17 protein-coding genes are annotated in these 25,351 nt (G+C 42.8%); 3 read left to right on the plus strand and 14 right to left on the minus strand.

Annotation, left to right across the window (positions count from 1 at the left end; all coding sequences use genetic code 11):
- Nucleotides 1–38: 38 nt before the first annotated feature.
- From HMPREF9331_RS09405 to HMPREF9331_RS09465, 14 genes are all read right to left on the minus strand, one after another.
- On the minus strand, nt 39–962 hold the full coding sequence (locus HMPREF9331_RS09405) for a hypothetical protein (RefSeq protein ID WP_016420729.1): 924 nt from the start codon (nt 960–962) through the stop codon (nt 39–41).
- A gap of 12 nt (nt 963–974) precedes the next feature.
- Nucleotides 975–2,051, minus strand: a complete 1,077-nt coding sequence (locus HMPREF9331_RS09410) for a DUF4625 domain-containing protein (protein WP_016420730.1) — start codon at nt 2,049–2,051, stop codon at nt 975–977.
- 31 nt (nt 2,052–2,082) lie between these two features.
- Nucleotides 2,083–4,389, minus strand: a complete 2,307-nt coding sequence (locus HMPREF9331_RS09415; RefSeq protein WP_016420731.1) for a TonB-dependent receptor — start codon at nt 4,387–4,389, stop codon at nt 2,083–2,085.
- Between the two features lie 121 nt (nt 4,390–4,510).
- Nucleotides 4,511–4,855 (minus strand): hypothetical protein, encoded by a 345-nt coding sequence (locus tag HMPREF9331_RS09420; protein WP_016420732.1) that lies wholly within the window; start codon nt 4,853–4,855, stop codon nt 4,511–4,513.
- 48 nt (nt 4,856–4,903) lie between these two features.
- Nucleotides 4,904–5,413, minus strand: coding sequence for a hypothetical protein (locus tag HMPREF9331_RS09425; RefSeq protein ID WP_009641714.1), 510 nt, complete (start codon nt 5,411–5,413; stop codon nt 4,904–4,906).
- Nucleotides 5,406–6,248 (minus strand): rod shape-determining protein MreC, encoded by an 843-nt coding sequence (gene mreC, locus HMPREF9331_RS09430; protein ID WP_016420733.1) that lies wholly within the window; start codon nt 6,246–6,248, stop codon nt 5,406–5,408. Before mreC ends, HMPREF9331_RS09425 begins: the two co-directional genes overlap by 8 nt.
- The gene (locus tag HMPREF9331_RS09435; RefSeq protein WP_009641709.1) at nt 6,249–7,277 is read right to left on the minus strand and encodes a rod shape-determining protein; all 1,029 of its coding nucleotides are present in this window, start codon (nt 7,275–7,277) and stop codon (nt 6,249–6,251) included.
- A 240-nt stretch (nt 7,278–7,517) separates the two neighbouring features.
- The gene (locus HMPREF9331_RS09440) at nt 7,518–8,951 is read right to left on the minus strand and encodes a RagB/SusD family nutrient uptake outer membrane protein (RefSeq protein WP_016420734.1); all 1,434 of its coding nucleotides are present in this window, start codon (nt 8,949–8,951) and stop codon (nt 7,518–7,520) included.
- 12 nt (nt 8,952–8,963) lie between these two features.
- On the minus strand, nt 8,964–12,047 hold the full coding sequence (locus tag HMPREF9331_RS09445; protein WP_016420735.1) for a SusC/RagA family TonB-linked outer membrane protein: 3,084 nt from the start codon (nt 12,045–12,047) through the stop codon (nt 8,964–8,966).
- A gap of 336 nt (nt 12,048–12,383) precedes the next feature.
- Nucleotides 12,384–13,814 carry a RagB/SusD family nutrient uptake outer membrane protein gene (locus HMPREF9331_RS09450; RefSeq protein WP_016420736.1) on the minus strand — a complete coding sequence of 477 codons (1,431 nt, stop codon included), beginning with the start codon at nt 13,812–13,814 and terminating at the stop codon, nt 12,384–12,386.
- A gap of 12 nt (nt 13,815–13,826) precedes the next feature.
- Nucleotides 13,827–14,483 (minus strand): SusC/RagA family TonB-linked outer membrane protein, encoded by a 657-nt coding sequence (locus tag HMPREF9331_RS13365; protein WP_244911724.1) that lies wholly within the window; start codon nt 14,481–14,483, stop codon nt 13,827–13,829.
- Nucleotides 14,484–14,531: 48 nt separating this feature from the next.
- Nucleotides 14,532–16,895, minus strand: coding sequence for a SusC/RagA family TonB-linked outer membrane protein (locus HMPREF9331_RS09455; protein WP_016420738.1), 2,364 nt, complete (start codon nt 16,893–16,895; stop codon nt 14,532–14,534).
- 1,171 nt (nt 16,896–18,066) lie between these two features.
- On the minus strand, nt 18,067–19,311 hold the full coding sequence (locus HMPREF9331_RS09460; RefSeq protein WP_016420739.1) for an ABC transporter permease: 1,245 nt from the start codon (nt 19,309–19,311) through the stop codon (nt 18,067–18,069).
- Between the two features lie 83 nt (nt 19,312–19,394).
- Nucleotides 19,395–20,639, minus strand: coding sequence for an ABC transporter permease (locus HMPREF9331_RS09465; protein WP_009642500.1), 1,245 nt, complete (start codon nt 20,637–20,639; stop codon nt 19,395–19,397).
- A 307-nt stretch (nt 20,640–20,946) separates the two neighbouring features.
- Between HMPREF9331_RS09465 and HMPREF9331_RS09470 the strand changes: the two genes are divergently transcribed.
- The 3 genes from HMPREF9331_RS09470 (at nt 20,947) to HMPREF9331_RS09480 (ending at nt 25,348) form a co-directional block, all read left to right on the plus strand.
- The gene (locus HMPREF9331_RS09470; protein WP_016420740.1) at nt 20,947–22,167 is read left to right on the plus strand and encodes an HD domain-containing protein; all 1,221 of its coding nucleotides are present in this window, start codon (nt 20,947–20,949) and stop codon (nt 22,165–22,167) included.
- Nucleotides 22,168–22,280: 113 nt separating this feature from the next.
- The gene (folE, locus tag HMPREF9331_RS09475; RefSeq protein ID WP_009642501.1) at nt 22,281–22,943 is read left to right on the plus strand and encodes a GTP cyclohydrolase I FolE; all 663 of its coding nucleotides are present in this window, start codon (nt 22,281–22,283) and stop codon (nt 22,941–22,943) included.
- A gap of 86 nt (nt 22,944–23,029) precedes the next feature.
- Nucleotides 23,030–25,348: an ATP-dependent helicase gene (locus HMPREF9331_RS09480; protein WP_016420741.1), complete on the plus strand. Its 2,319-nt coding sequence runs from the start codon at nt 23,030–23,032 to the stop codon at nt 25,346–25,348.
- Nucleotides 25,349–25,351: the final 3 nt, after the last annotated feature.

Raw genomic sequence — 25,351 nt, forward strand, 5'->3', positions numbered from 1 at the left:
CGAATTGCCATTCGCCCTTACTACTATTATTCCCTATCCTACATCCAGTAAGTAGCAGAATCATGTTTATCTCGTGCTTCATCTATAAGCGCTTTTACTCTTTCAGGAGTAATGCTATAGTAGTCAGCTATCTCTTTGTAATAGCGAGCAGTGTCTTCTTTCCCTCCAGAGGAGATAGAAGTAATCACTTGCACTGGTATCTTCTGAGAGAAATCGGTAGTACTACGTGCTTTCAACTCATCACCAGGAGCATTAAAAGCATAAAATTCTCCTTGTTGATTATTCTTATTTTTAGTTCCTCTTAATACATGGAAAAGACTTACTCTTATATCATATTTTGCATAGGCTTTTCCAGGAGCAAAATAGCCTTTCAATCCCAAAGGATTGTCGGTAAGTACAGAACGTTTGGTACTATTTTTTTCATCAATTAGGTCTCCGATAGGTACTTGTTCTGGATCTGTATCACGATAGGTGTAAGTAAATAAAGAAGCTGTATCAGTACTTTCTTGTTGAGTTTTGGTATCGGTATAGCTCTTTACTTCAAAGAAGTGCTGGTGAATAGGGAGCATCTGTGCACTTGTAAATTCGTGGTTCATACGCTCGCCTTTGCTATTGTAATAGACAATTTCCATGGCATAGTGTGCCCCCTCTATCATTACCACAGGAGAGGCCTCGGTTAGTATCTTCCCATCCATATCCTTACGTACCCAGTTTTTGGTCGTTTGATCCAGTTCAAACTTGAACCTCTGTACAGGTGCTATGATACTTTCAGGATCTCCATGGAAGCGTACCCCATGAAGGTGTCCTCTGCGGATAACAAATTCTACTCTAGTGGGATCCTCATGACCTTTGTCCTCTTTTTCATTGTTAGGTTTCTGTGGATCTTTACTACATGAGGTAATTGCTACCCCTAAAAGAGTAGCTGTTAGTACTGTCCTTAGTGTGCTTAATAAGTGTTTCATCTTGTTGTTTTTTTAATTTTGTTTTAAGTTGTTTGTATAATCAGCAGGTCGGTTAAACTCAAAGGAAAGTTCGTAAGTATTACTCTCGCGCTTGTATTTTAGCTTCACAATAGGCGTATTCTTTGCTTTAGAGCTTTCCACAGCAGGCTTATTAGGATTTGCATTCCAAAGGATCTCTGCGTCTGTTTCTTTTAGCTCCTTGTTAGAAAAAGTAGCGTAGAACTCTTCCTTCGTAAAGTTTTTCACGGAATACCCCTTATCATCATTTTCTCGGATATATTGATAAGGTTTGCCACTGAAGAAAGAGATATACTGCTCAAAATACTCAAAAATCTCTTTAGGCTGATCATTTTTAGCTTCTTCTCCTGTAGCATCTAAGGGAGTGATGGTAATACTATCCACTCCTTCATAGCTTTGATAAGGGCGAATATCTAAGTCAAATACATTCGCAAAGCTAACCGCTACTTTATATTTTGCAAAAGGTGCTTCTTGGCGAGTGGCCTCATACACCAAGGGTTCAAAAGGATTGGACTGCTCATAAGCAACATTCCCATTGCTGAATTTGGCTATAAAATCGTCCTTCTTTAGAGCAATACTTTTGTTTAACACTCCTAATTGCAAGGTTGCAAGTGAAAGAGTCTCATTCTCGGTAAAATCTCTTTTCTTCTCTACCTTCAAGACCTCCTTGACAGAGGTTGTTTGACCTTTTTGGTCGGTAACAGAGAATAAGAAGTCATAATTTCCCTCTTTGGCATCGGCAGGAATATCCACATGTTTGTGTATTTTTCCTCCTTTTTTCCCTACAAATTCAGTAGAAATCTCCTCTATCTTGAAAGAAGACTCCCCATTGGCATAAGTAATCTGTAGTTTGGTCTCCTTAATCATTCCTTCAGCAGAGAAGAGGGCTTCTATATGTACATCATCACCTATGTGACCTATTTTAGAGTTTTCATGTCCTAACTCCAATTCTTCTATTTTAGGAGCTGGAACATTTTCATCATTTTTATCCTCTTTGGAACAAGAAAAGAGTAAAGCGGCAGAAAGTGCTATGAAAGAGAACTTTCTAAGTACATTTGTTATTTTTTTCATTTTTTTCTAATTTTAGTATTCAACAATATTTTTAAAAATTATAATTCAACCTCAGATATACATTGCGCCCTAAGTCGTGGGCGTAATAGCGGAAACGATTGGTGTATTCCTTATATAGCTGATTGAAAAGGTTTTCACAAGAGAGCCGTACCGAGAGGGGCTGCTGCTCCCCTATGGCTATGGTACCTCCTATGGCTGCCTCAAAGAGATGATAGGCATCGGGGGTGGTGGCTACCAGTTCCTGAGAAGGCTCAAAGCGCGTCTGCTTGGCTACAAAGGTATGACCTATACTTGCTTCCAAGGTCTGAAATAAGCCTTTGGGTTGGGCTTTCCATTCCAAAGACTGGCTCAGGCGTGGGGCAGGTATAAAAGGGAAATACCTATCTGTCTTTAGCTCATTGGCAAAGACTACCGACCCTCGTAGCCCATAGGAAAGACGCTGAGCGAACGCTCCCCACTGAGCAAGCCTTAGCGAAGCATCTATATCAACTCCACGGAAGAGGGCATCGGCTTGGGTATACTGGAATATAGGATATACCCCAGAGAACAAGGTGCGTGTCTCCCCTGTAGGATAGTCATAGATATAGTTCTTAATGAGCTGTACATAGGCATCGGCTGTAAGATATATACCTCTCTCTGGGTGGGTATAGCTTAGAGAGGTAATCCATTTGGCGCCTGTTTCAGGACTCAGTGAGGCCTCACCCAGATTATAAGTCCCCGCTCCGTGATGCAAGCCACTGCTATAGAGTTCGTTGACCTGAGGTGCTCTCCAGGCCACGCCTATGTTGCTACTGAGTGCCGTGTGAGGAGTTGCTTGCCATGCTCCCCCTAAGCTATAGGTGATATTATGAAAATCATGTTCGCCCCCATAGCGTTGGGAATACATATCATAGCCATCGGCACTGAGGTACTTATAGTCATAACGCAAACCCGCCTCAGCATTCCAATTGTCCTTATGATACTTCTCTATTGCAAAAGCCCCATAGCCCACTGAAGCAAAGTTGGGAATCACAGGTACCACTCCCGTTCCAGGTTGGTTATAGTTATCTTGTAAGGAAAAACTACCTCCTACCAAAGTTTTCCAATATTGGGTATCCATATTCTCCCAAAAGACCTCCGCCAGATGGGTAGTTAACCACATATTAAGGGCTGGAATACGCGTTCTATCCAATCGGCGCACACTGAATTCCTGTCGAATATCCTTTTGGAAAGCATATTGGGCTGTGAGTTTTCCTCCGAAAGGAAGAAAATAGTAAGCCTTAGCCTTGAGCAGATGATGTATAACTTTCTGCTTAGGAGCTTCTATACTATAGGAAAAAGGATAGGTGGTAAGTGGCCGACCAATTTCAAAGCGTGCTAATAGGTCATCCAAGTTGCCTATATGTGATCCATAAAAGACACCACTCTCATTCTCATATCGACTATAGAACAACTCGGCACTACCTGCTTCCTGTCGCATACCTATAGCTGCGGAAAAGTTGGCCTCGGCAGCAGCGGTATTGTTCAGCATATAATCGGCTGTGTGTATATCACCCGAACGCTTGAGCGTTCCCTGCACACGCCATGCCCAGTGGAGCAGCCCAGGCAGCCCACTTTCCAGCTTGAGGGTCGTGGCCGACTTTCGTCCATTGGAGGCAAAGGAAGGAGAGAGCTGCCCGTGTAGCCCATCACCATAAGGAAGCTGGTTTGGTGCAATCACCACTACGCCTCCCAAGGCATCGGAGCCATAACGCACCGCATCGGCACCCTTGATCACCGTAATCTTATCGGCTACAGCAGGGTCTATCTCAGGGGCATGGTCAGCCCCCCATTGCTGTCCTTCTTGGCGCACCTCGTTGTTGAGAATCAAAATACGGTTACTATGTAGCCCATGAATAACAGGTTTGGCTATGGTAGCTCCTGTTTGTATCATAGAAACCCCTGCCACTGTAGTGAGTACTTTGGCCAACTCCTCTCCTGATTTTTGTTGGAGCTTGGGCTTATCTATAGCCACAGAGGCTGTTACAGGTTTGGCTACATGTCCAATAAGGGTAGTTCCTGCAAGCTGATTGACTTCCTCCTGCATGACCACTTTATAAGGATTAACAGCAGGAATGGCAACGATTGCCTCGTAGTCCAAAAAACCTAAGTAATTCACCTTGATAGGATATTTCCCTTTGGCTAAATTGGGAATATTCACCCTACCTTTGGTATCACTTACAAAGTGCTTTCCTACGAAATGGACAACCGCACTGGGCAAGGGCTGCCCTGCTTTGTCTTCTACTATTAGGCTGAGGGTCTCTTGCCCATAGAGGGAAAAACCCATAACTAAGAGAAAAAGACTTAATAGCTTTTTCATAATGATTAATGATTAATGCCAATAATGATTAAGGTCAATAATGATTAATGATTAAGGTCAATAATGCCCTATGATTAATAGCCTAACGAAAACTTGGTTATTAATCACTAATCATTGATCATTAAACATTATAGAAAGGAGGACCTCTTAAGAGAAGTTGGATAGAAGAAGATTGTGTTTTTTCTTCTTTTAAGAAAAACACAAGGGTATCATTCGCTGATAGAAGATAATAGACAAAAGTAGTAAAGACGAAACTTTGGTGCAACTGGAAAAACATGCAGTCGTGATGCTTTTCCGCCTGCGAGATATGGGTATCATGTTCGCACTTTTTACCATGTGCATAGGTACATAATTCCTTTCCTGAGTGGTGATTATGGAAAAATTCACCGACAGGAAAAGCTATTTTTAACATGCTCAATAGCAGTAAAAAAGCAAAGATACGAATATGTAGCTTCCTCTTTTTCATTGGGAGCGCAAAGTTACAAAAATAATACGAAAAAAGCAAGGATTTTTTTTAATACTTCACTTCTTTACGACTTGAGACAAGCAGAGCTACTAATAGACAGACAATGGTAGTAAAGGCTACATTGATCAAGGTCTTTTTCAAGCAATAGAGCCATAGCTGCCACTGGAAGGTATCTAATAGAGAGAAAATCAGATGAAAGATTAGCGAGAAAGAAAGTACATAAAGTACTCGCAGGGTAGAGCTTACTTGTAACAGATTGACCGGTTGGTCTTCAAAACTCTGCCCGAAAAACAAGCGAATGAGCAAAGGACGAAGAAAGACCACACAAAGGGTCGCACAACTATAAAGTCCACTAGTGTTGGAGAGTGCATCTATAGCAAGACCAGAGAGGGCGGCCAATAGCAGCAAAAGTGCCCTATCGGCTACCGCAGGATAGGTCATAAAGAAAAGCAGGTATAAGGCAGGATTGGCATACCCGAACAGGTTCATGTTGTTCAGCAGTATGCCTTGCAAAAGTACCCAGCCTATGAGCTGTAAAATATAAGACAAACTATTCATTGGCTTGCTCTTGTATCTGTTCTTCTAATTGTTGGATAGGGACTTGGTCTTTGTTTTTGATAATATACACATGTTGCAGCTGTTGCATATCGGTAAATAACTTCACTTGGGAGAGTAGGGAGTTATCCCGTGTATTGGCATTGACACTAAGTACACGCCCTATAGGAATCCCTTTGGGGAATATACTCGAATGACCTGCGGTAACAATGGAGTCACCTACAGAAATAGGTGCTAGGCTAGGTATATCGGTCAGTTGCACTATGGTAGGGTCTTTCCCATCCCAAGAAAGGGTACCATAGTAGCCTGATTTCTTATGGGTTGCACTGATTTTAGAACGTGTATTAAGGACAGACTGCACTGAGGCATACCGCGTGGTTGCCTTGTCTATGATTCCTACAATTCCTCTGGGAGAAACCACTCCCATATCCTCACGGATACTATCGCGTAATCCTTTGTCTATTATCAAGTAGTTCTTGGACAGATGACAACTATTCTTAATCACCTCCGCCCTATAGACGGCATATTGCTCTGGGGAGTACAGCAATATAGGATCCTTAGAAAGTTGTTCCAACTTCTGGGCGCGCTCTCTGAGCAACTGTTCGTGCAACTGTTTGTTCTCTTTGGTCAACTGTTCATTCTGCTGCTTGAGAGAGAAATACTCCTGTACCCCAGTGCGCAAGAGATAGATATCCCCTACTACATCGGAGGCTATATATAGGAACTTGGACTGCTGGAAAGAATTCCCTCCGAGCACAAAAGAAAAAGAAAAAGCAAATAAAAGCAGGAAAAGCAGGAAATCTTTTTGTCGCTTAAAAAACAATAAAATCAGCCGCATCTATTTCATCAAGATAGTTTTGAACTTCTCTATATTTTTCAGTGTAATTCCTGTTCCTCTTACCACAGCACGTAGTGGATCTTCAGCTACATACACGGGCAAGTCCGTACGCATAGAAATACGCTTATCAAGCCCACGAAGCATGGAGCCTCCTCCTGCCATATAAATACCTGTATTGTAGATATCGGCAGCGAGCTCTGGTGGCGTCTGGGAGAGTGTTTCCATAATAGCATCCTCTATACGTAGGATAGATTTGTCCAAGGCCTTAGCCACTTCACGATGAGAGATTTCTACCTGTTTGGGTTTTCCGGTAAGTAGGTCGCGACCTTGTACAAGCATAGGATCAGGCGGAGAATCAATATCCTCAATAGCCGCACCTGTGTTGATCTTGATATTCTCAGCTGTTGTTTCCCCTATATAAAGGTTATGACGGGTACGCATATAGTAGATGATATCGTTGGTAAAGACATCTCCTGCAATCTTTACTGACTTATCACAAACAATGCCTCCTAAGGAAATCACCGCAATCTCGGCTGTACCGCCCCCTATGTCAATAATCATATTCCCTTTGGCTTGCATGATATCTAGACCTATCCCAATGGCAGCGGCCATAGGTTCATAAATAAGAAAGATCTCTTTACCATTGACCCTCTCACAGGATTCGCGTACGGCACGCATCTCTACCTCGGTAATACCAGAAGGAATACATACCACTATCTTAAGCGAAGGAGAGAAAAAGCGCCTTTTAAGCGGCGGAATACTTCTGATAAAAGCATTAATCATCTGTTCGGAGGCATCGAAGTCGGCAATAACCCCATCCTTAAGCGGGCGAACGGTCTTGATACGTTCGTAGGTCTTTCCCTGCATCAGTTGTGCTTCTCTACCTACTGCGATAATCTTGTTAGTGCTTAAATCACGTGCCACTATGGAAGGGCTATCCACTACGACCTTATCCTTATGAATAATAAGTGTGTTTGCTGTCCCTAAGTCAATGGCTATCTCTTCTGTTAAGAAATCGAAAAATCCCATCGTAAAATCTTTTATCTATGTTAAATAAATATATACTATTGTCGGCTATTGGGTCTCTTCTCTCACTATTGGAGAAGAGACATTTTTTAGCCGTCAAAGGTAAGAAAAAAAAATCAAAGAAAAACCTATAAAAATGTTTTTCTTTGATAAAAAATCAACCGCTCTTATTTAAGAAAAAACCGCTCCCCTATAGGGAACGGTTTTTGAAGCATGATGAATGATATAAAAAATGTGTAACGTTTAATATCCTTCGTTTTGAGATACTCCGCCACTGTTAGGGCTATCTACTTCAGACTTAGGTATAGGGAATGCCAGTAACTTATCTCCTATATTTCGGCTTCGGACAACATTGCCTGCACTGTTAAGTTGCGGAATGGCTGCTGCCCAACGGAGCAAATCCCAATAGCGCTGTCCCTCACCTACGAGCTCTCTTACACGCTCTTTCTTAAGATCGTCCAAGGTTACAGCACTAACATCCGAAAGGCCTCTTTCGTGGCGAAGGGTGTTGTAATACCCCTTGGTCTTATCACCTGTACCTGCTGGATCATCGGTATTGAGATGGGCTTCTATGGCATTGAGTAAGACCTCTTCGTAACGAATGACCTTGATATTATTACTTCCTTGTGTACCATAGAACTTATTATTAAGAAAATACTTAGTTTGTCCTCCTAATCTACCTGAGGTAATCAGATTCTTTCTCACATCTCCTGCTTCATAAAGATTTACTGCCTGCTCAGATACTGCCAATTGTGCATAACCTGGGGAGTAGTGTACTAAAAAGTCATAAGAATCAGAGCTCAAAGAGCTGGTAGTACCTACGGTAAGTTCAAAGACGCTATTTTCCGCATCGGGTTTGGAGAAAGTTCCTTGCAAATCATCTTTGGCCGCTACGGCATACTTCCCTGAAGAGATAATCTCTTCGGAGAGTTCAGCTACCTTGGCATAATCGCCTTTGTAGAGGTAGTAACGAGAAGCGATGGCCTTGAGTGCCAAGGGAGAAATATAGTTTTTCTCGGACGAACTGGTCTGCTCTACCACATCACCTATGGCCTCAAATAAGGCATTGGCCCGATTAAGGTCGCTTTCTATCTGTGCCTCTGTCTGTGCTACAGTGGCACGAGTAGAGCTGGCATTAGGATCGTACTGCAATGGTATAGGCACCCCTAGAGTACCCCCAGCATATTGCTGACCATAGAGGCGAAGCAAGTCAAAGAGTGCCAAAGCTCGTACAGTATAAGCTTGTCCTTTGAGTCGCTTGATCTCATTGGCTGTCTCCTGTGGATCATTACTTCCTCCCCAAGTGAGGTTATCGGCTGCATTGATGGCAATATTGGCATTTCCAATTACCCTATAGATGGCCTTCCAAGTACTTTCCGCCTCTTGTTCGGTCGTCTTCATCGTATAAGTAGAGACCCCTAAGAGACGCCCCGTCTTCTCGGTGTTGTACATCTCATCGGAGCGTACTTCCCCATAGGCGCGATAGTAGGTGCCTAAGTAATTGACATCACGCATTTTCACATAAGTCCCGTTGACAAAAGAGGTAAGCTGCTCTACGGAGCTGAGCGGTGCCATTTGTTCCCCTTGGTGAAATTGGGTTTCTGTAAAGTCCTTACTGCAAGAGGTCAGTGCAAAGCCTGTAGTAAGAGAAAGGAGGGTATATATAATTTTTCTCATTGTAAATCAGTATTATAGGTTAACATTTACTCCAAAACTTACGGTTCTAAGGGAAGGAAGTCCAAATGCTGTTTGTCCTCCTACTGAATAGTCAGGGTCTCCCTTGAAGTTCTTATCAAAGTTATGTGTCCAAAGGTTGTCGCCTAAGGCATAGAACTCTAAGCCCTTGAAATAAGTCTTCTCTAACCATTCAGTTTTAAGTTTGTAAGAGAGCTTTACAGTCTGTAAGCGCAAGTAGTCGCCTTTGTATAAGAAGCGTGAGGAAACAGCTGTAGAACCTGTATTTTCACCCCATATAGGTTTTGGATGGTCGGAGTTGCGGTTCTCAGGTGTCCAATAGTTGTTATACTGAGACTTGTAACCTGGGTAGATATGGGTAATTCTACCGTCGCTACGTCCGAATTGGCCTAAAGCATCATAGATTTTGTTCCCAAAACCATAAGAGAATTGTGCCAAGAGTGTCCAGTTCTCATAAGAGAGCTTGGTATCGAACCCACCATATAGGGTAGGAATGGCGCTACCTTGTATAGCTTCGTGAGCCTCATTATAGTTTTCAGTGGTCGCTCCTCCTTCTCCATTGATATACCAGCGAGGATTTCCGTTTTCAGGATTGGCACCTGCCCATTTCTTAAGGTAGAAAGAGTTCACGGCTTCTCCCTTACGGATGATACGACGACCTGTGATGATATCATTCTCATCATACATCTTGGTAACCTCATTCTTTAGTGTACTGATATTTCCACCAAGGCTCCAGTTAAGTCCGTTTTCGCTTTCAAGTATTTTGGCATTGAGCGTAAATTCAAGTCCTTTGTTGACCATTTCCCCTATATTGATGAATCTTACTGCATCCTCTGTCTTTTCATCATAAGCCCCTTGAGCAATAGAAAGTGGAGAGGCAAAGATCATATCCTTGGTTTGCTTATTAAAGTAAGCCACAGACAAGGTAATTCTGTCCTTGAACAACCCTAAGTCAAAACCAATATTAAGAGGAGAGAGTGTTTCCCAACGCAAGTCCTTATTATTTACCCCTACAGGATAAGCCCCTGGGGCATTGTTATAGTTGTAACTATATCGGTATAGCGCATAAGGAGAAACATCCACCAAGTTACCTACCTGTCCATAGGAGGCTGAGAGTTTCAATTGGGATATCTTCTTCCATTGTTTGAGTGCTTCCAAACGGGCAAAATCCACCCCTGCTCCTACAGAACCAAAGTAACCTGTCTGGTTATCTGTCCAGAAGTTGGACACACGGTCTTGGCGGCCAGAGAGGTCAAGTAGGAAGAACTTATCATAGTCATAGTGAGCAGTGAGCGCATAACCGCCACGAGAATCCACATTGTCAGTACCTGTAGTACCTACAGGAGAGATAAAGTTGTACAAAGATTTGAGCTTATCGGAACCTACTTGTTGTGCTTTAGCTCCTAAGACTTGCTTATCGGTACGGTAAGCCTCTTGGATGAGATTCACAGAGAAATTGTTCTTATCCTTGATCTTAAAGTCATAGGAGAGAATGTTCTGTACGTTGAAGCTAAAGATACGCGTGGTATACCAAGTACTTTCTCCTCTGGTTTCTTTCCCATCACCATGTAAGGGAGAGAGGTAACTCTTTTGGGTAAGGTCTATATACTCAGGGGCGAAAACAAACTTATAAGTAAGGTTGTCCCAAATCTTGTAATCGGCTTGGAAGTTACCAAAGCCTCTGACTGTTTCAGCCTTATACTGGTTGATGCCTTGTAGGGCAGCCACATTGTGGAGTCCATTCCTCAATTCCCCATTAACCCCATAGTTGTAAGTACCATCGGGATTATAAGCTCTATCAATAGGCTGCAAGAGGTATTGCCCTAAGATAGGGTTTCCATAGTTAGCCCCATCAAGCTGGGTTACGGTTTGCCCATAAGAGAGCTGAATATCGGTAGCCAACGTAAGGCGATCACTTGCTTTATAATTGATTCGGTTAGAGTTGGTTACACGGTGAAATCCTGTTGATTTCACGATACCATCTTGGTTATAATATCCTACAGAGGAGTAGTAGCTTAACTTTTCATTTCCTCCCGATACAGAAGCGTTGATCTTCTGCATAAGAGCAGCAGCATTTTCGGTGATTTTTCGCCAGTCAGTATTGATATGTCTGTTATTGTAAAGCTCTTGCAAGGACTCCCCTATATCTCCTGTCAGAGTACCTGCGTTAAGAGCAGCCAAGAGCGCTGTTTTGTCATTGTTGGGAAAAGCAGCCGCTCCTTCTTCAGAGTTAAGATAGGAATCATATAGGATACTAAGCCACTGGGTTGTGGTAAGGAGTTCTTCTCCTGCTGAAGCACGAGAGACCAGACCTACTTCACTGCTTAGATTGTACTTAGCATCACCTTTTTTACCTGATTTGGTAGTGATGATAATCACCCCTGTACCAGCATCCGCCCCATATACGGCTGTAGAAACGGCATCCTTGAGGACAGTTACACTCTCTATATCATCGTCGTTGAGGTTGGCTAGCACGTTGGTAGAGAAAGTATCTCCTTGGGTGTGATTTCCTTGGTTTACACGTACCCCGTCAATGATATAGATAGGGTTGTTACGCCCATTGACAGAGGCCTGCCCACGAATACGTAGGTTGGCATTACCCCCAGGTTGTCCAGAGGTAACCCCTCCTTGCACCCCTGCTACCTTACCCGAAAGGGCTTTATCTACAGAGGCTGCGGCACTGTTGGAGACATTATCCACTTTTCCTATGGAACCTGTGGCCTCCTTTACCGCTTGTTTCTGACCGAAACCGACGAAGACAAACTCGTCAATCTCTTCTACGTCCAAGAGTAAGGCCACATCCAATTTTCGGGTCTTAGCCGTTACCTTATGGTCTTGGGTCTTGTACCCGATGGAAGAGAACTCCAAAACTTCCCCCTCTTTTACCTTGAGGGAGTAAGTACCCTTCTCATCGGTAGAGACCCCTTTGGTAGTACCCTTAACGATAACAGAGGCACCGAATAGGGGTTCTTGATTTTCGTCCTTCACCACCCCAGAGACAGTACGCTCCTGAGCGAGGGACAACTGACATACTCCTAAGAATAAGAGCAGCAGATAAGCAACTTTTTTAATTCTCATATATCAACTATTTTAAAGACGCTGCAAAATTACAAAAAATATTCTAAACAGAATTATATTTTGCATTTATTTAAAAAAATAGATTTTTAATCTATCAATAATTACAAGGTAAAAAATAAAACACTACTCTCCTTTGCCTAACACTTAACTAACTGATTGTTAATCTCTTACACAAGAAAAAGCAGTTATTTTTAAATATAAAAACAATAATTTCTACAGGGTTAGTTATATGTAGAAAAAATATCTGATATTTAATACATATTAAAAAAACAAGAAAACTGTTCCATTGTATGGAACAGTTTCCCGAACTAAAGTATAAAGGGATTGCTTTTTCGTTTAGTATCCGTCATTTTGAGGGACATTGCTGTACTCACTATTGCGCTCTGCTTGAGGAATAGGGAAGGCAAAAGCCTTATTAGGTACCGTCCTATTCTTAGCAGGATTCACCGCTCCTGTGATTTCATATTGAGGTACAGCATCTCCCCAGCGGAGTAAGTCCCAATAGCGGAAGCCCTCGCCTAAGAGTTCTCTTAGTCTTTCTTTCTTGAGTTCCTCAAGGGTAAGAGAAGTAGCTGCTGCTGTAAATCCTCTTTGTGCTCTGAGCCTATTATAGTAGGTAAGCGCCTTAGTTTCATTACCTTTCTTTAGGTAGGCCTCGGCAGCATTGAGCAAAACTTCCTCATAACGTACCAACTTCACGTTGGCTTGGGATTGTAGGTCGGAGAACTTCCCATTCAAGAAATAACCAACTCTACTATTTCCTGCAAAGAGATTTCCTCTGGCATCTGCATCATCAAAAAGGCTTAGTGCATAATCGGTAGGTAAGAGCGTTCCATAGCCTCCACTATTGAATAAGTATCCATATCCTGAAGCACCGAGAGAGCCACTCACTCCAACAGCCAATTCAAAGATACTATTGCTGGTATTGGGTTTTACAAAGGAAGCTGATAGGTCAGCAGCTGGCATTACCTCATATTTGTGTGAGGCTATAATTTCCTTAGAAAGGGTAGCTACCTTATCCCAATCGCCTTTGTAGAGGTAAAAACGTGACTGGTAGGCCTTTACCGCCATAGGAGACAGTTTGGTCTTATCAGTGGTATTTACCAAGCCTGCAAGCGTTTTTCGCTGTGCGGTAGCAGCTTCTTGGAATAATTGTATAGCCATGTCAAAGTCTGCCTCTATTCGTTTTTCTGTATCCTCTATAGTAGGACGAGTGGTGTTAGCCAAAGCGTTGTACTGCAAGGGCAGTGGTACGCCGAGGGTACCCCCTGTATACTTCTGTCCATAGAGGCGAAGTAGGTCAAAGAACGCCATACCACGGATCGCATAAGCTTGTGCTTTTATAGCCTTAACTTCACTGGGATTAGCTGCCCCTCCTCCTGCTTTTTGAGAGGAGAGGTTGTCAGGTGCATTGATCACATTATTGATATTGGCAATCACTCCATAGATTGTTGTCCAAGTATCTCGTGCATTTCCGTTATTAGCATCCATGGTATAAAGGCTCTCTGCCCTAAAGCGGCCTACACTTGTATCATTATATATCTCATCGGAACGTACTTCGCCATAGGCCAAGTAATAAGCCCCTAAATACGACATTGCTCTCATCTGGGCATAGGTACCATTGACAAAGGAAGAGGCTTCCTCTACAGTTTTAAGGGGTTCTGCTTGTTTGGATTGGAAAAATTGGGTCTCTGTAAAGTCCTTACGGCATGAGGTAAGCAGCAAACCGCCTGTAAGAAAAAGAGAGGTATATATAATTTTTTTCATTTCTCTAGTATTTTATAGATTAACATTTACACCAAAGCTATAGGTTCTTAAGGTTGGAAGGGTAAAAGAGGTTTCTCCACCGATATTAAAATCTGGGTCTCCCTTATAGTTCTTGTCAAAATTATAAGTCCATACATTGTTACCTAACATATAGAATTCCAACCCTTTAAGATAAGTACCTTCCAAGAACTCTGGTTTCACTCTATAAGAGAATCTAACAGTCTGCAATCTTACGAAATCCCCCTTGTATTGGTAACGGGTAGAGAAGCTGGTACCATTCTTATTACCTTTACCCAATATAGGTTTAGGATCTCTTGCATTTTTGTTCTCAGGTGTCCAATAGTTACCTACTTGAGAAGCATTTCCTGGATAAGAACTCAATAAACCACCATCGCTATTAACATAGGAAGCAAAGCTATCTATGATTCTATTTCCTCCTGAATAGGTAAGATCAGCCGAAAGGGTAAAGTTCTTGTAAGAGAGCTTGGTATCCACCCCACCATAGTAGGTAGGCATAGCACTTCCCTGCAGGCCATATCCTGCCTTATTGTAATCATTGGTAGTTTCTCCGCCTTCACCATTGACATACCATAGCGGGTCTCCATTTTGAGGATCTACCCCAGCCCATTTCTTCAAATAGAAAGTTCTAGCGGCTTCTCCTTCACGCATGATACGGCTGCCTGAGATCACATCCTTACCGCCGTAAAGCTTGGTTACTTAGTTCTTTAGAGAAGTGAAGTTGGCACCTAAGTTCCATTTGAAGCCATCGCCTTCGTTATCTACAATTTTGGTATTGAAGGTTAGTTCCACCCCTTTGTTAACCATCTCTCCTATGTTCTTATACACACTGGTATTTCCTTGTGCTCTGGAGAGCGGCACGGCAAAGATCATATCGGAAGTTTTCTTATGGAAGTAAGCCACTGAGAAGGTGATACGATCCTTTAAGAAGCCCATATCCAAGCCTAAGTTAAAGGGAGAAAGGGTTTCCCAACGAAGATCCTTGTTATCTACTCCACTGATGTAGCCTCCTACTTGGTCATTGTAGTTTGAAAGATAAGCGTGGACTGCATAAGGGGATACGTCCACCATATTACCTACAGAACCATAGGAGGTAGAGAGTTTCAATTGAGATACTTTTTTCCACTTTTTAACCGCTTCCAAGCGAGCAAAGTCAAGCCCTACCCCTACAGAGCCAAAGTAGCCTGTCTTGTTGTCATCCCAAAAGTTAGAGATACGGTCTTGGCGCCCAGAGATATCAAAGAGGAAGAACTTATCATAGTCATAGTGGGCAGTTACTGCATATCCACCACGAGAGCTTACCACTCTAGACCCTGAAGTACTTACAGGCTTGATAAAGTTAGACAAGGTAGTCAGTCCACTAGGGCCTACATTATGTGCCTCAGCAGCAACTCTTCTATAATCTGACTTATAGGCTTCTTGGATTAGGTTTACATAGAAATTGTTCTTTTCCTTATACTTAAAGTCATAGGAGAGTATGTTCTGTACGTTAAAGTTAAAATAACGAGTAGCATACCATTCGCTAATTCCCCCATTACTATATCCATCTCCATGAAGTGGGTTATAGTATTTATCTTCCATGATATTGATAAACTCAGGAGCAAAGACAAATTTGTAAGTAAGGTTCTTTAGGATCTTATAATCTGCTTGAAAATTTCCAAATGCTCTAGCTGTCTGGGTTTCTATATAGTTCATCTGTTGGTTTGCCACACTATTCTGAAGCCCATTAGACATTTTTCTATTACTTCCTCCCAAATAAAGTGTCCCGTCAGGGTTGTAAGCACGGTCGGTAGGTTGTAGCAGATACTGTCCTAAGATAGAGTTACCAAATTTTCCCCCATCAGGCTGGGAAAGAGTTTGCCCATAGGAAAGCTGGAGATCAGTAGCCAAGGTAAGGCGATCATTGGCACGATAGGTGATCTTGTTACTATTGGTTACACGTTGGAACCCTGTTTGTTTTACGATCCCATCTTGTTTGTAATAGCCCAAAGATGAATAATAGTCGAACCTATCATTCCCTCCTGATACGGTACCATTTACTTTCTGAAGAAGCGCAAAGCTATTTTCTGTTTCCTTACGCCAGTCGGTACTTATATCTCTCTTATTGTACAATCCCTGAACAGTTTTACCCAATTTTGCAGTTGCCAATTGTCCAGCAGCAAGTTTAGCCAAGAGAGCTTCCTTATTATTATTAGGGAAGAGTGCAGCTCCTTCTTCTGAATTGAGATAGGCATCATAAATCATGTTAAGCCATTCGGCTGTAGTGAGGTTTTTCTCTCCTGTAAGAGCACGAGAGACCATACCCACTTCGCTATTGAAACTGTACTTGGCTTCTCCTTTTTTACCAGACTTGGTAGTGATGATAATCACCCCTGCTCCTGCATCGGCACCATAGGCGGCAGTAGAAACGGCATCCTTAAGAACAGTTACACTTTCTATATCCTCATCGTTGAGGTTGGCCAAGATGTTGGAAGAAGTAGCCGCAGAAGATAGTTGTCCTTGGCTGACACGTACCCCGTCTATGATATAGATAGGATTGGTACGTCCATTGATAGAGGCCAAACCACGGATACGAACATTGGCGGCACCTCCAGGTTGTCCTGTGGTCACCCCTCCTTGTACCCCTGCGATTTTCCCAGAAAGGGCTTTATCCACAGAGGCAGCCGCACTGTTGGAGACATTATCCACTTTTCCTATGGAACCTGTGGCCTCCTTTACGGCTTGTTTCTGTCCGAAACCAACGAATACGAACTCGTCAATTTCTTCTACATCCAAGAGCAAGGCCACATCTATCTTGCGGGTTTTCCCCGTTACTTTGTGGTCTTGCGTTTTGTACCCGACAGCCGTGAACTCCAACACATCCCCATCTTTTACTTTGAGGGAGTAGGCTCCGTTCTCATCGGTAGAAACCCCTTTGGTAGTACCTTTGACAATGACAGAGGCACCTAACATAGGTTCTAAGTTCTCGTCCTTCACCACTCCTGAGACTGTCTTCTCCTGAGCGAAGGACACTTGCAAAGCCCCTAAAAATAGGAGCAAAAGATACATCACTTTAGTTCTCATATATCAACTATTTTAACAAAGGACAAAATTACAAAAAACAAAGAGAACAAAAGAACTTTTTAAATTATATTTAACTACACAACCACAAATATACACTTTCATCAGTTTTTAAAGTTATTTTCTACTAACTTTACTTTTTTACTGTATTATCCTGTTTTTATACAGTTTCATAAATGCAAAAAAGTGATAAATACGAAAAAACAACTAACTTTCTTGAAAAATATCAAATATTTTTAGGGAATTAAACAACGATTACTCATCAGTAATTAACGTGAGTTCGATATAACGAAAGCTCCCACAGATTTTCACGGATTTCACAGATTTTCTATGTTTGTGTAATTGTGCTGTTGCGATTTACACAGATTTTTATAAGGCCAAAGGCCTTATTTATACGTGGAAATTAAGGAGTTATACTTAGTTGTTGTATCATTCTCTCCGTGAAAATCCGTGGAATCTGTGGGAGAAAAAATATAATTTTGCTTACGTCGAACTCGCGTTAATTAGCCATTCGAATTAATAGTTAAAATATTATTTACTAACTTTCTAAGACGCAATAAATTGCGTCTCTACCCTAACGCTGGCTAAGACAACTCCCGATGAGCGTAGCCATCTGTAGAGACGCAATTTATTGCGTCTTAACGAATTAGATTATACAGATATTTTTATAGTCAATCATATTTAGAATGCGAATAAATAAGGCAAGGGATTCATTCCTAATTTACTCTCTTTCAAGGGCTAATTGCCATTAGCCCCTACACCTGCTCATGCTATTTTTTCGCAAACTATTTCTGTTTGACTATAACTACTGACTTAAGTTTCGCAAGCTCTGTAATCAACTGATTCTCAAAACATCCCCCCTACCCCCCCTCAAGGGGGGAGTTAGTAAGTGATAGAGGTTCAATAAGTTATAAAAGGGAAATTTTCTAATTTAATAAACAAATTAGACCATTTCAACGCCCTTAAAGCTCCCCCTTTGGAGGGGGGTTGGGGGGAGGTTTTTACAAATAATTGTTTATCAGTTACTTGCAATTTCAATAGCAACCTAAAAACAACTTGCGAAACTTAAACTACTGATTTGCATTAGTCACTAGTCATTAGTCGTTAGTCACTAGTCGTTAGTCATTAGTCATTAGTCATTAGTCATTAGTCATTAGTCGTTAGTCACTAGTCATTACCCTCTGTTTTCATAGCGCATAGCGGCCACTGGTTCTATCTTAGCGGCTTTGCGGGCAGGGAAAGTACCTGCAAAAATACCTGAAAGCACCATGATAAAGACCGCCATGAGAGCTATACCCATATCTATTTCGGTTGTTTTGAGCAGACCCATGCCCCCTGAAGCCGCCAATACCATATTAACGAGCTTGAGTACCCCTACACCTAAGAACATACCCAACAAGCCCGACGCTAAGGTGATCATCAGCGCTTCCAAGAGCACTTGTATAGTAATATGGTAAGGAGTAGCCCCAATAGCCATACGCAAACCAAACTCATTGGTGCGCTCCTTGACTACGATAAAGAGGATATTGGTTACACTGACCATTCCACTAATCAAGAAACATAGTCCCACTATCCAAATAAACACACTGATACCTGTAAAAATACTATTAACACTAGATATTTCTTCCTCGAAAGCGCGTACATAGACCGCATTAGGATCACTTTCATCAAAACGCAGATTACGCGCCAAGTAACTGGTTATTTTCACCTTGAAATCAGGAACAGAGATTTGTGCATCATCTCTTAAATAGAGCGCAAAAGTAGACATATTGGGCGCATCTTCAATATTGCAAGTAAAGCTCGGAAAAGGCACAAATATATCTGATTCAACTCTTTGACTCACCATATCATCATTTTTCATCACCCCTATCACACGGTAATACACGCCCCCTACATCAATGAGCTTGTCCAAAGGATTGTCATTGAGGAAGAGCTTGGTCGCTACCTTTTTTCCTATAATAGCCACATTGCGCGCTTTTTTGTCGTCCATGAGATTAAAAGGGCGGCTGCCTTCTATCATCTTGAAGTTGGAGAAAGACCAATACTCATGGGTAAGCCCAGTAACAGTGGTATAGTAGTTCCTCTTTCCAAAAATAGCATTTTTAGAAACAGAAGTTCTTGGTGAAAGCCCCCCTATTTCGGGAAATCTTCGCTTGATATCTTCCAAGAGGTATTTATCGAAAAAAATACGTCGGCCCTCCTGCATGTTTTTATACTTCATAGAGGTCTCCCCTCCCCAAACGAAAATAGACTTAGAGGCAAAACTCTTCAGCAGGTCTTGTACTCCATACTCTACCCCCTTGCCTATCCCTAAGAGGAGTACTAAGATAAAGATCCCCCACATAATCCCAAAGCCCGACATAAAAGTACGTACTTTGTTTTGCTTAATGGAATGAATGATTTCTCGTAATGTTTCCATAAGTCATTAGTCATTAGTCATTAGTCACCAGTAACTAGTCATTAGTCGTTAGTCATTAGTCGTTAGTCATTAGTCATTAGTCTTTACCCTCTGTTTTCATAGCGCATAGCAGCCACTGGTTCTATCTTAGCGGCTTTGCGGGCAGGGAAAGTACCTGCAAAAATACCTGAAAGCACCATAATAAAGACCGCCAAGAGAGCTATACCCATATCTATTTCGGTTGTTTTGAGCAGTCCCATGCCCCCTGAAGCCGCCAATACCATATTAACGAGCTTGAGTACCCCTACACCTAAGAACATACCCAACAAGCCCGACGCTAAGGTGATAATCAGCGCTTCCAAGAGCACTTGTATGGTAATATGGTAAGGAGTAGCCCCAATGGCCATACGCAGACCAAACTCATTGGTGCGCTCTTTGACTACGATAAAGAGGATATTGGTTACACTGACCATTCCACTAATCAAGAAACAAGCCCCCACAATCCAAATAAAAACACTGATACCAGTGAAGATACTATTGATATCGGATATTTGTTCCTCTAAGGTTTGTATATAGACAGCATTGGGATCATTGGCATCAAAGCGCAGGCTGCGTGCTAAGTAATTGAATATTTTCGTCTTAAAATCAATCACCGAAATCTTAGCATCATCGCTTAGGTAGAAGCCAAAGACTGAAATATCGGGCGTATCCTGAATATTACGGGTAAAGCTCGGATAAGGTACAAAGATTTCTGACTCGGCCTGTTGGCTCACCATATCATCATTCTTCATCACCCCAATCACGCGGTAATACACGCCCCCTACATCGATGAGCTTGTCCAAAGGATTGTCGTTAAGAAAGAGCTTGGTCGCTACCTTCTTTCCTATAATAGCGACATTGCGCGCCTTTTTGTCATCCATAGGATTGAAAGGGCGGCTGCCCTCTATCATCTTGAAGTTGGAGAAAGACCAATACTCATGCGTAATCCCTGTAACAGTGGTATAGTAATTTTTCTTACCATAAATAGCATTCTTGGAGATAGTTGTCCTTGGAGAAAGTCCTTTGATTTCAGGGAACTTACGACGAATATCCTCTAAGAGGTATTTGTCAAAGAAAATCTGGCGTCCCTCCTGCATATTCTTATACTTCATAGAGGTCTCTCCTCCCCAAATGAAAATAGACTTAGAGGCAAAACTCTTCAGCAGGTCTTGTACCCCATACTCTACCCCCTTACCTACGCCTAAGAGCAGTACCAAGATAAAGATCCCCCACATGATCCCAAAGCCCGACATAAAAGTACGTACCTTGTTTTGCTTAATGGAATGAATGATTTCACGTAATGTTTCCATAATAGTATTTCTTTAGTTGTTTTAAAAAAAATCAAATTTCGCTATTAGAATAGGCAAATGTACGATTTTTCTGTAAGAAATAAGAGGAAAATCTAAAAAATTATACACTTATTAAAAATTAATTCCTTATCATTGTTATTCTTCTTTATTTTTTGTACATTTGCGGCAAAAAACAAGTTATACCTATCACAATCCCTCTTGACTCTAATGAAACAATAGAAAAATATCATCTCAACGATTAAAGGCAAATTGCCTTTAAAGGGCGAATGGCAATTTGCCCCTACAGAGTCCCTAACCCTAAAAAAACATGAAATTGCGTAATAAGCTCAAAATAGTAAATGACCCTGTATATGGGTTTATTCATATCCCGAATGCTTTTATCCTTGACCTGATAGAACACCCTTATTTTCAGCGGCTTTGCCGTATCTCACAAATGGGGCTCTCCTACCTCGTCTATCCTGGAGCAAGGCATACGCGCTTTCATCATGCCTTGGGCTGTATGTTTCTTATGCAACAGGCCATACAGACCCTCCGCTACAAGCAAATAGAGATTACCCCTGAGGAAGAAGAGGCCTTATATATCGCTATCTTGCTGCACGATATAGGTCATGGTCCTTTCTCTCATGCTATGGAACATAGTATTGTGGAGGGGATCTCCCACGAGGAAATCTCCTTGGCCTTTATGCAGGCACTCAATGAGCAGTTCGAGGGACGACTTAGCCTAGCTATAGAAATCTTCCAAAAGAAATACAAAAAGCAGTTCATGAACCAACTCATCTCCAGCCAGTTGGATATGGACAGACTAGACTACCTTAAGCGTGATAGCTTCTATTCGGGAGTGAGCGAAGGCAATATCAACTCCCAGCGTATCATCGCTATGCTCACTGTAAAGGACGATACCCTGATTGTAGAGGAAAAGGGCATCTACTCCATAGAGGAGTTCCTAGTGGCACGCCGCCTGATGTATTGGCAAGTCTATCTGCATAAGACAAGTATAGGAGCAGAATTCGTCTTGGTCAAGCTCCTAGCAAGGGTCAAAGAACTCACCCATCAGGGGAAAAAGCTCCCAATGACTACTGCTTTGCGCTTTTTTGTAGAAAACCATATCACCAAAGAGACTTTTGACAGTCATGCCTTAGAACTCTTTGCCCAGTTGGACGATTATGACATCATCTCAGGCCTTAAGGAATGGCAATATGGGGAGGATTGGGTCTTGGCCAAGCTCAGCCAGATGATTCTCAACCGCGATCTGCTCCGTGTAAGGCTCTACAGAAGCCCTGTAGAGAAAGAAAAGGTACAAGAACTCCTTAGAGAGGCGGCTGAGCAATTACAAATACCAGAGGAGCTGGCATCTTATTTTGTCTTTACCGGAGAGATTTCCAACACTGCCTACCGCAAGGACGAACAGAATATCCTTATCTATACCAAAAACAATAAGATCATAGATGTTACCAAGGCTTCTGACCAAATGAACCTAGATGCACTGGCTACTAAAGTAACCAAGTACTACCTATGCTCTCTTAAATAATGACTAGTGACTAGTGAGCAGTGACTAATAGTTTGCGAAAAAGATTTGTCGTTTGTCATTTGTCATTTGTCATTAATTTTGTATTTTTGTCCCCTTGAATAAATAAGAATCAAATGAATCCATCAGACGATTTTATAGGTGAAAATCACCTAAGTACGTCGGCTAAGACCCCTTTGCGAGCCGATGCTTTTTCTCTTTCCGATGAGGAAAAAATCGCTCGTATCCAAAAATCTATGGCTGATATTATGGAGACACTTGGGCTTGACCTTACCGATGATAGCCTCAAGGGCACTCCACTGAGAGTGGCCAAGGCCTATGTAAAAGAACTCTTTGGCGGTCTTGACCCCAAGCGCTGCCCCAGTTCTTCCACTTTTGAAAACAATTACCACTATGGGGAGATGCTCATAGAAAAAAATATCGTCCTCTACTCCACTTGCGAGCATCATTTCCTACCTATCGTAGGGCGTGCTCATGTGGGCTATATCTCCAATGGCCGCGTGCTGGGACTCTCCAAGATGAACCGCATTGTGGATTACTTTGCGCGTCGCCCTCAGGTACAGGAGCGCCTGACTATGCAGATTGTACAGGAGATGCAGCGCATCCTCGGTACGGAGGATGTGGCTTGTGTGATTGATGCCAAGCACCTCTGCGTGAACTCCCGCGGTATCCGAGATATAGAGAGCAGCACCGTAACGGCCGAATATGGCGGTAAGTTCCAAGACCCTATCGTAAGAAAAGAGTTCTTGGAGTATATCAAAATGGAAACAAAATATTAGTGGTTAGTGATTAGTAGTTAGTGGTTAGAACTAACTACTAATCACTAACAACTAACCACTAATCACTAACAACTAACAACTAAAATTTGAACTACTTAGACGAACTTAATGAGGCGCAGCGGGCGCCTGTGGTACATAAGGACGGGCCTGTGATGGTCATCGCTGGCGCAGGCTCTGGGAAGACTCGTGTGCTAACCTATCGCATCGCTTACCTTATGCAGCAGGGCGTAGACCCCTTCAACATCTTAGCCCTGACCTTTACCAACAAGGCCGCACGGGAGATGAAGGAGCGTATCGGGCGTATCGTAGGCCCCAGTGAAGCACGCAACTTGTGGATGGGTACCTTCCACTCTGTTTTTGCGCGTATCCTTAGGGAAGAAGCTAGCAAATTGGGCTTTCCGAGGGACTTTACCATCTATGACCAACAAGATTCGCACCGACTCATCTCGGCTATTATCAAGGAGATGGGACTGGATAAGGACGTCTATAAATATAAGCAAATCGCCTCTCGTATCTCCTCCTATAAGAACAACCTCATTACTGTAAAGGCCTACTATGAGAACCCTGAACTGCAGGAGGCCGATGCGATGGCCAAGCACCCTCGCTTGGGGGACATCTATCGCAATTATGTAGATCGTTGTTTCAAGGCTGGGGCTATGGACTTTGACGACCTACTACTGCGTACCAATGAGCTGCTGAATGTGTTCCCTGAAGTATTGGCCAAATACCAACACCGATTCCGCTATATCTTAGTAGATGAGTATCAGGACACGAACCATTCCCAGTACCTGATTGTCCGTGCCTTGGCCGATAGGTTTCAAAACATCTGTGTAGTGGGAGACGATGCCCAGAGTATCTACGCTTTCCGTGGGGCGAATATTGACAATATCTTCAACTTCCAAAAGGACTATCGCAATGTAGGTGTCTACCGATTGGAACAGAACTACCGCTCTACCCGCAATATCGTAGAGGCTGCCAACAATGTGATTGAGCACAACAAAGCCCGCTTGGAAAAAGTGGTATGGACAGCTAACGAAAGTGGAACCCTTATCAAGGTTCACCGCAGCCCTACCGATGCCGATGAAGGGCGCTTTGTAGCAGGAACTGTCTTTGAAGAGGCCATGCAGCACCAACTCTCCTATGGTGATTTTGCAGTACTCTATCGTACCAATATGCAATCCCGTGCTATAGAAGATGCCTTGCGTAAGCGGGATATTCCCTACCGTATCTATGGGGGGCTGTCCTTCTACCAGCGTAAGGAAATCAAAGACCTCTTGGCCTATTTCCGCTTGGCTATCAACGAAAATGACGAGGAAGCCCTCCATCGTATCATCAACTTCCCCGCTCGTGGGATAGGTGATACAACTATGGAGCGACTTACCCTCTGTGCCAATGAGTTTAAGCTACCTATCTTTACCATTATCAAGCAGTTAGACCTGATGGACTATGGTCTTAAAATCAATGGGCCTACCCGTATGCGCTTGCTGGAGTTTGCACATATGATTCAGAGTTTCCGTATCATGGTAGAAACACATGATGCTTTTACTCTGGCAGAGCATATTGCCAAGCGTACCGGTATCCTCAATGAGTTCAAGAAAGACGGTACCCCCGAAGGAATTGAGCGCCTACAGAATATAGAGGAACTCCTCAACGGTATTCGCGATTTCGTGGAAGGACAAAAAGAAATAGAAGAAGCCACTGGCTCCTTGGCCGAATTCTTGCAGGATGTCGCTCTTGCCACTGACCTTGACAAGGAAGTGGAGGACGATAATCGCGTATCGCTTATGACCATACACTTGGCTAAGGGCTTGGAGTTCCCCTATGTCTTTATCGTGGGTATGGAGGAAGACCTATTCCCTTCGGCACTGAGCCAAAATACCCGTACCGAAATGGAAGAAGAGCGCCGACTTTTCTATGTAGCACTTACCCGTGCTGAGAAGCAGGCCTACCTAACTTATACCGAAAGTCGCTATCGCTGGGGCAAGCTCATGGATGCCGAACCTAGCCGCTTTATAGAAGAAATAGACGAGCGCTACTTGGAGTACCTCACCCCCAAGGACAGCTATCGCTACCGACCGCTGATCAATATAGATGCTTTTGCCCCTGTGGATAAGAGCAAACTACGCCAGCAGAAGCCTACCAACAGCCCTCCTCCTGCCTATAAGAAGCCCAACGAAGAAGAGCTCAAGAAGCTCCGCCTACAGAAACCAGAACAGGCCAAAGCTGTAGCCACAGGCGATATCCCCGAAGTAGCAGTAGGCAACACCCTCCTACATGAACGCTTTGGCAAAGGAGTAGTTATAGATGTAGAAGGTAGTGGTGCTGACCGCAAGGCCAAAGTACGGTTTGAAAACGGCGGAGAGAAAACACTGATACTGAGGTTTGCCAAATTTAAAGTCCTTTAATCT

The sequence above is a fragment of the Capnocytophaga granulosa ATCC 51502 genome, from assembly GCF_000411115.1.
GTDB classification, from domain to species: Bacteria; Bacteroidota; Bacteroidia; order Flavobacteriales; family Flavobacteriaceae; genus Capnocytophaga; species Capnocytophaga granulosa.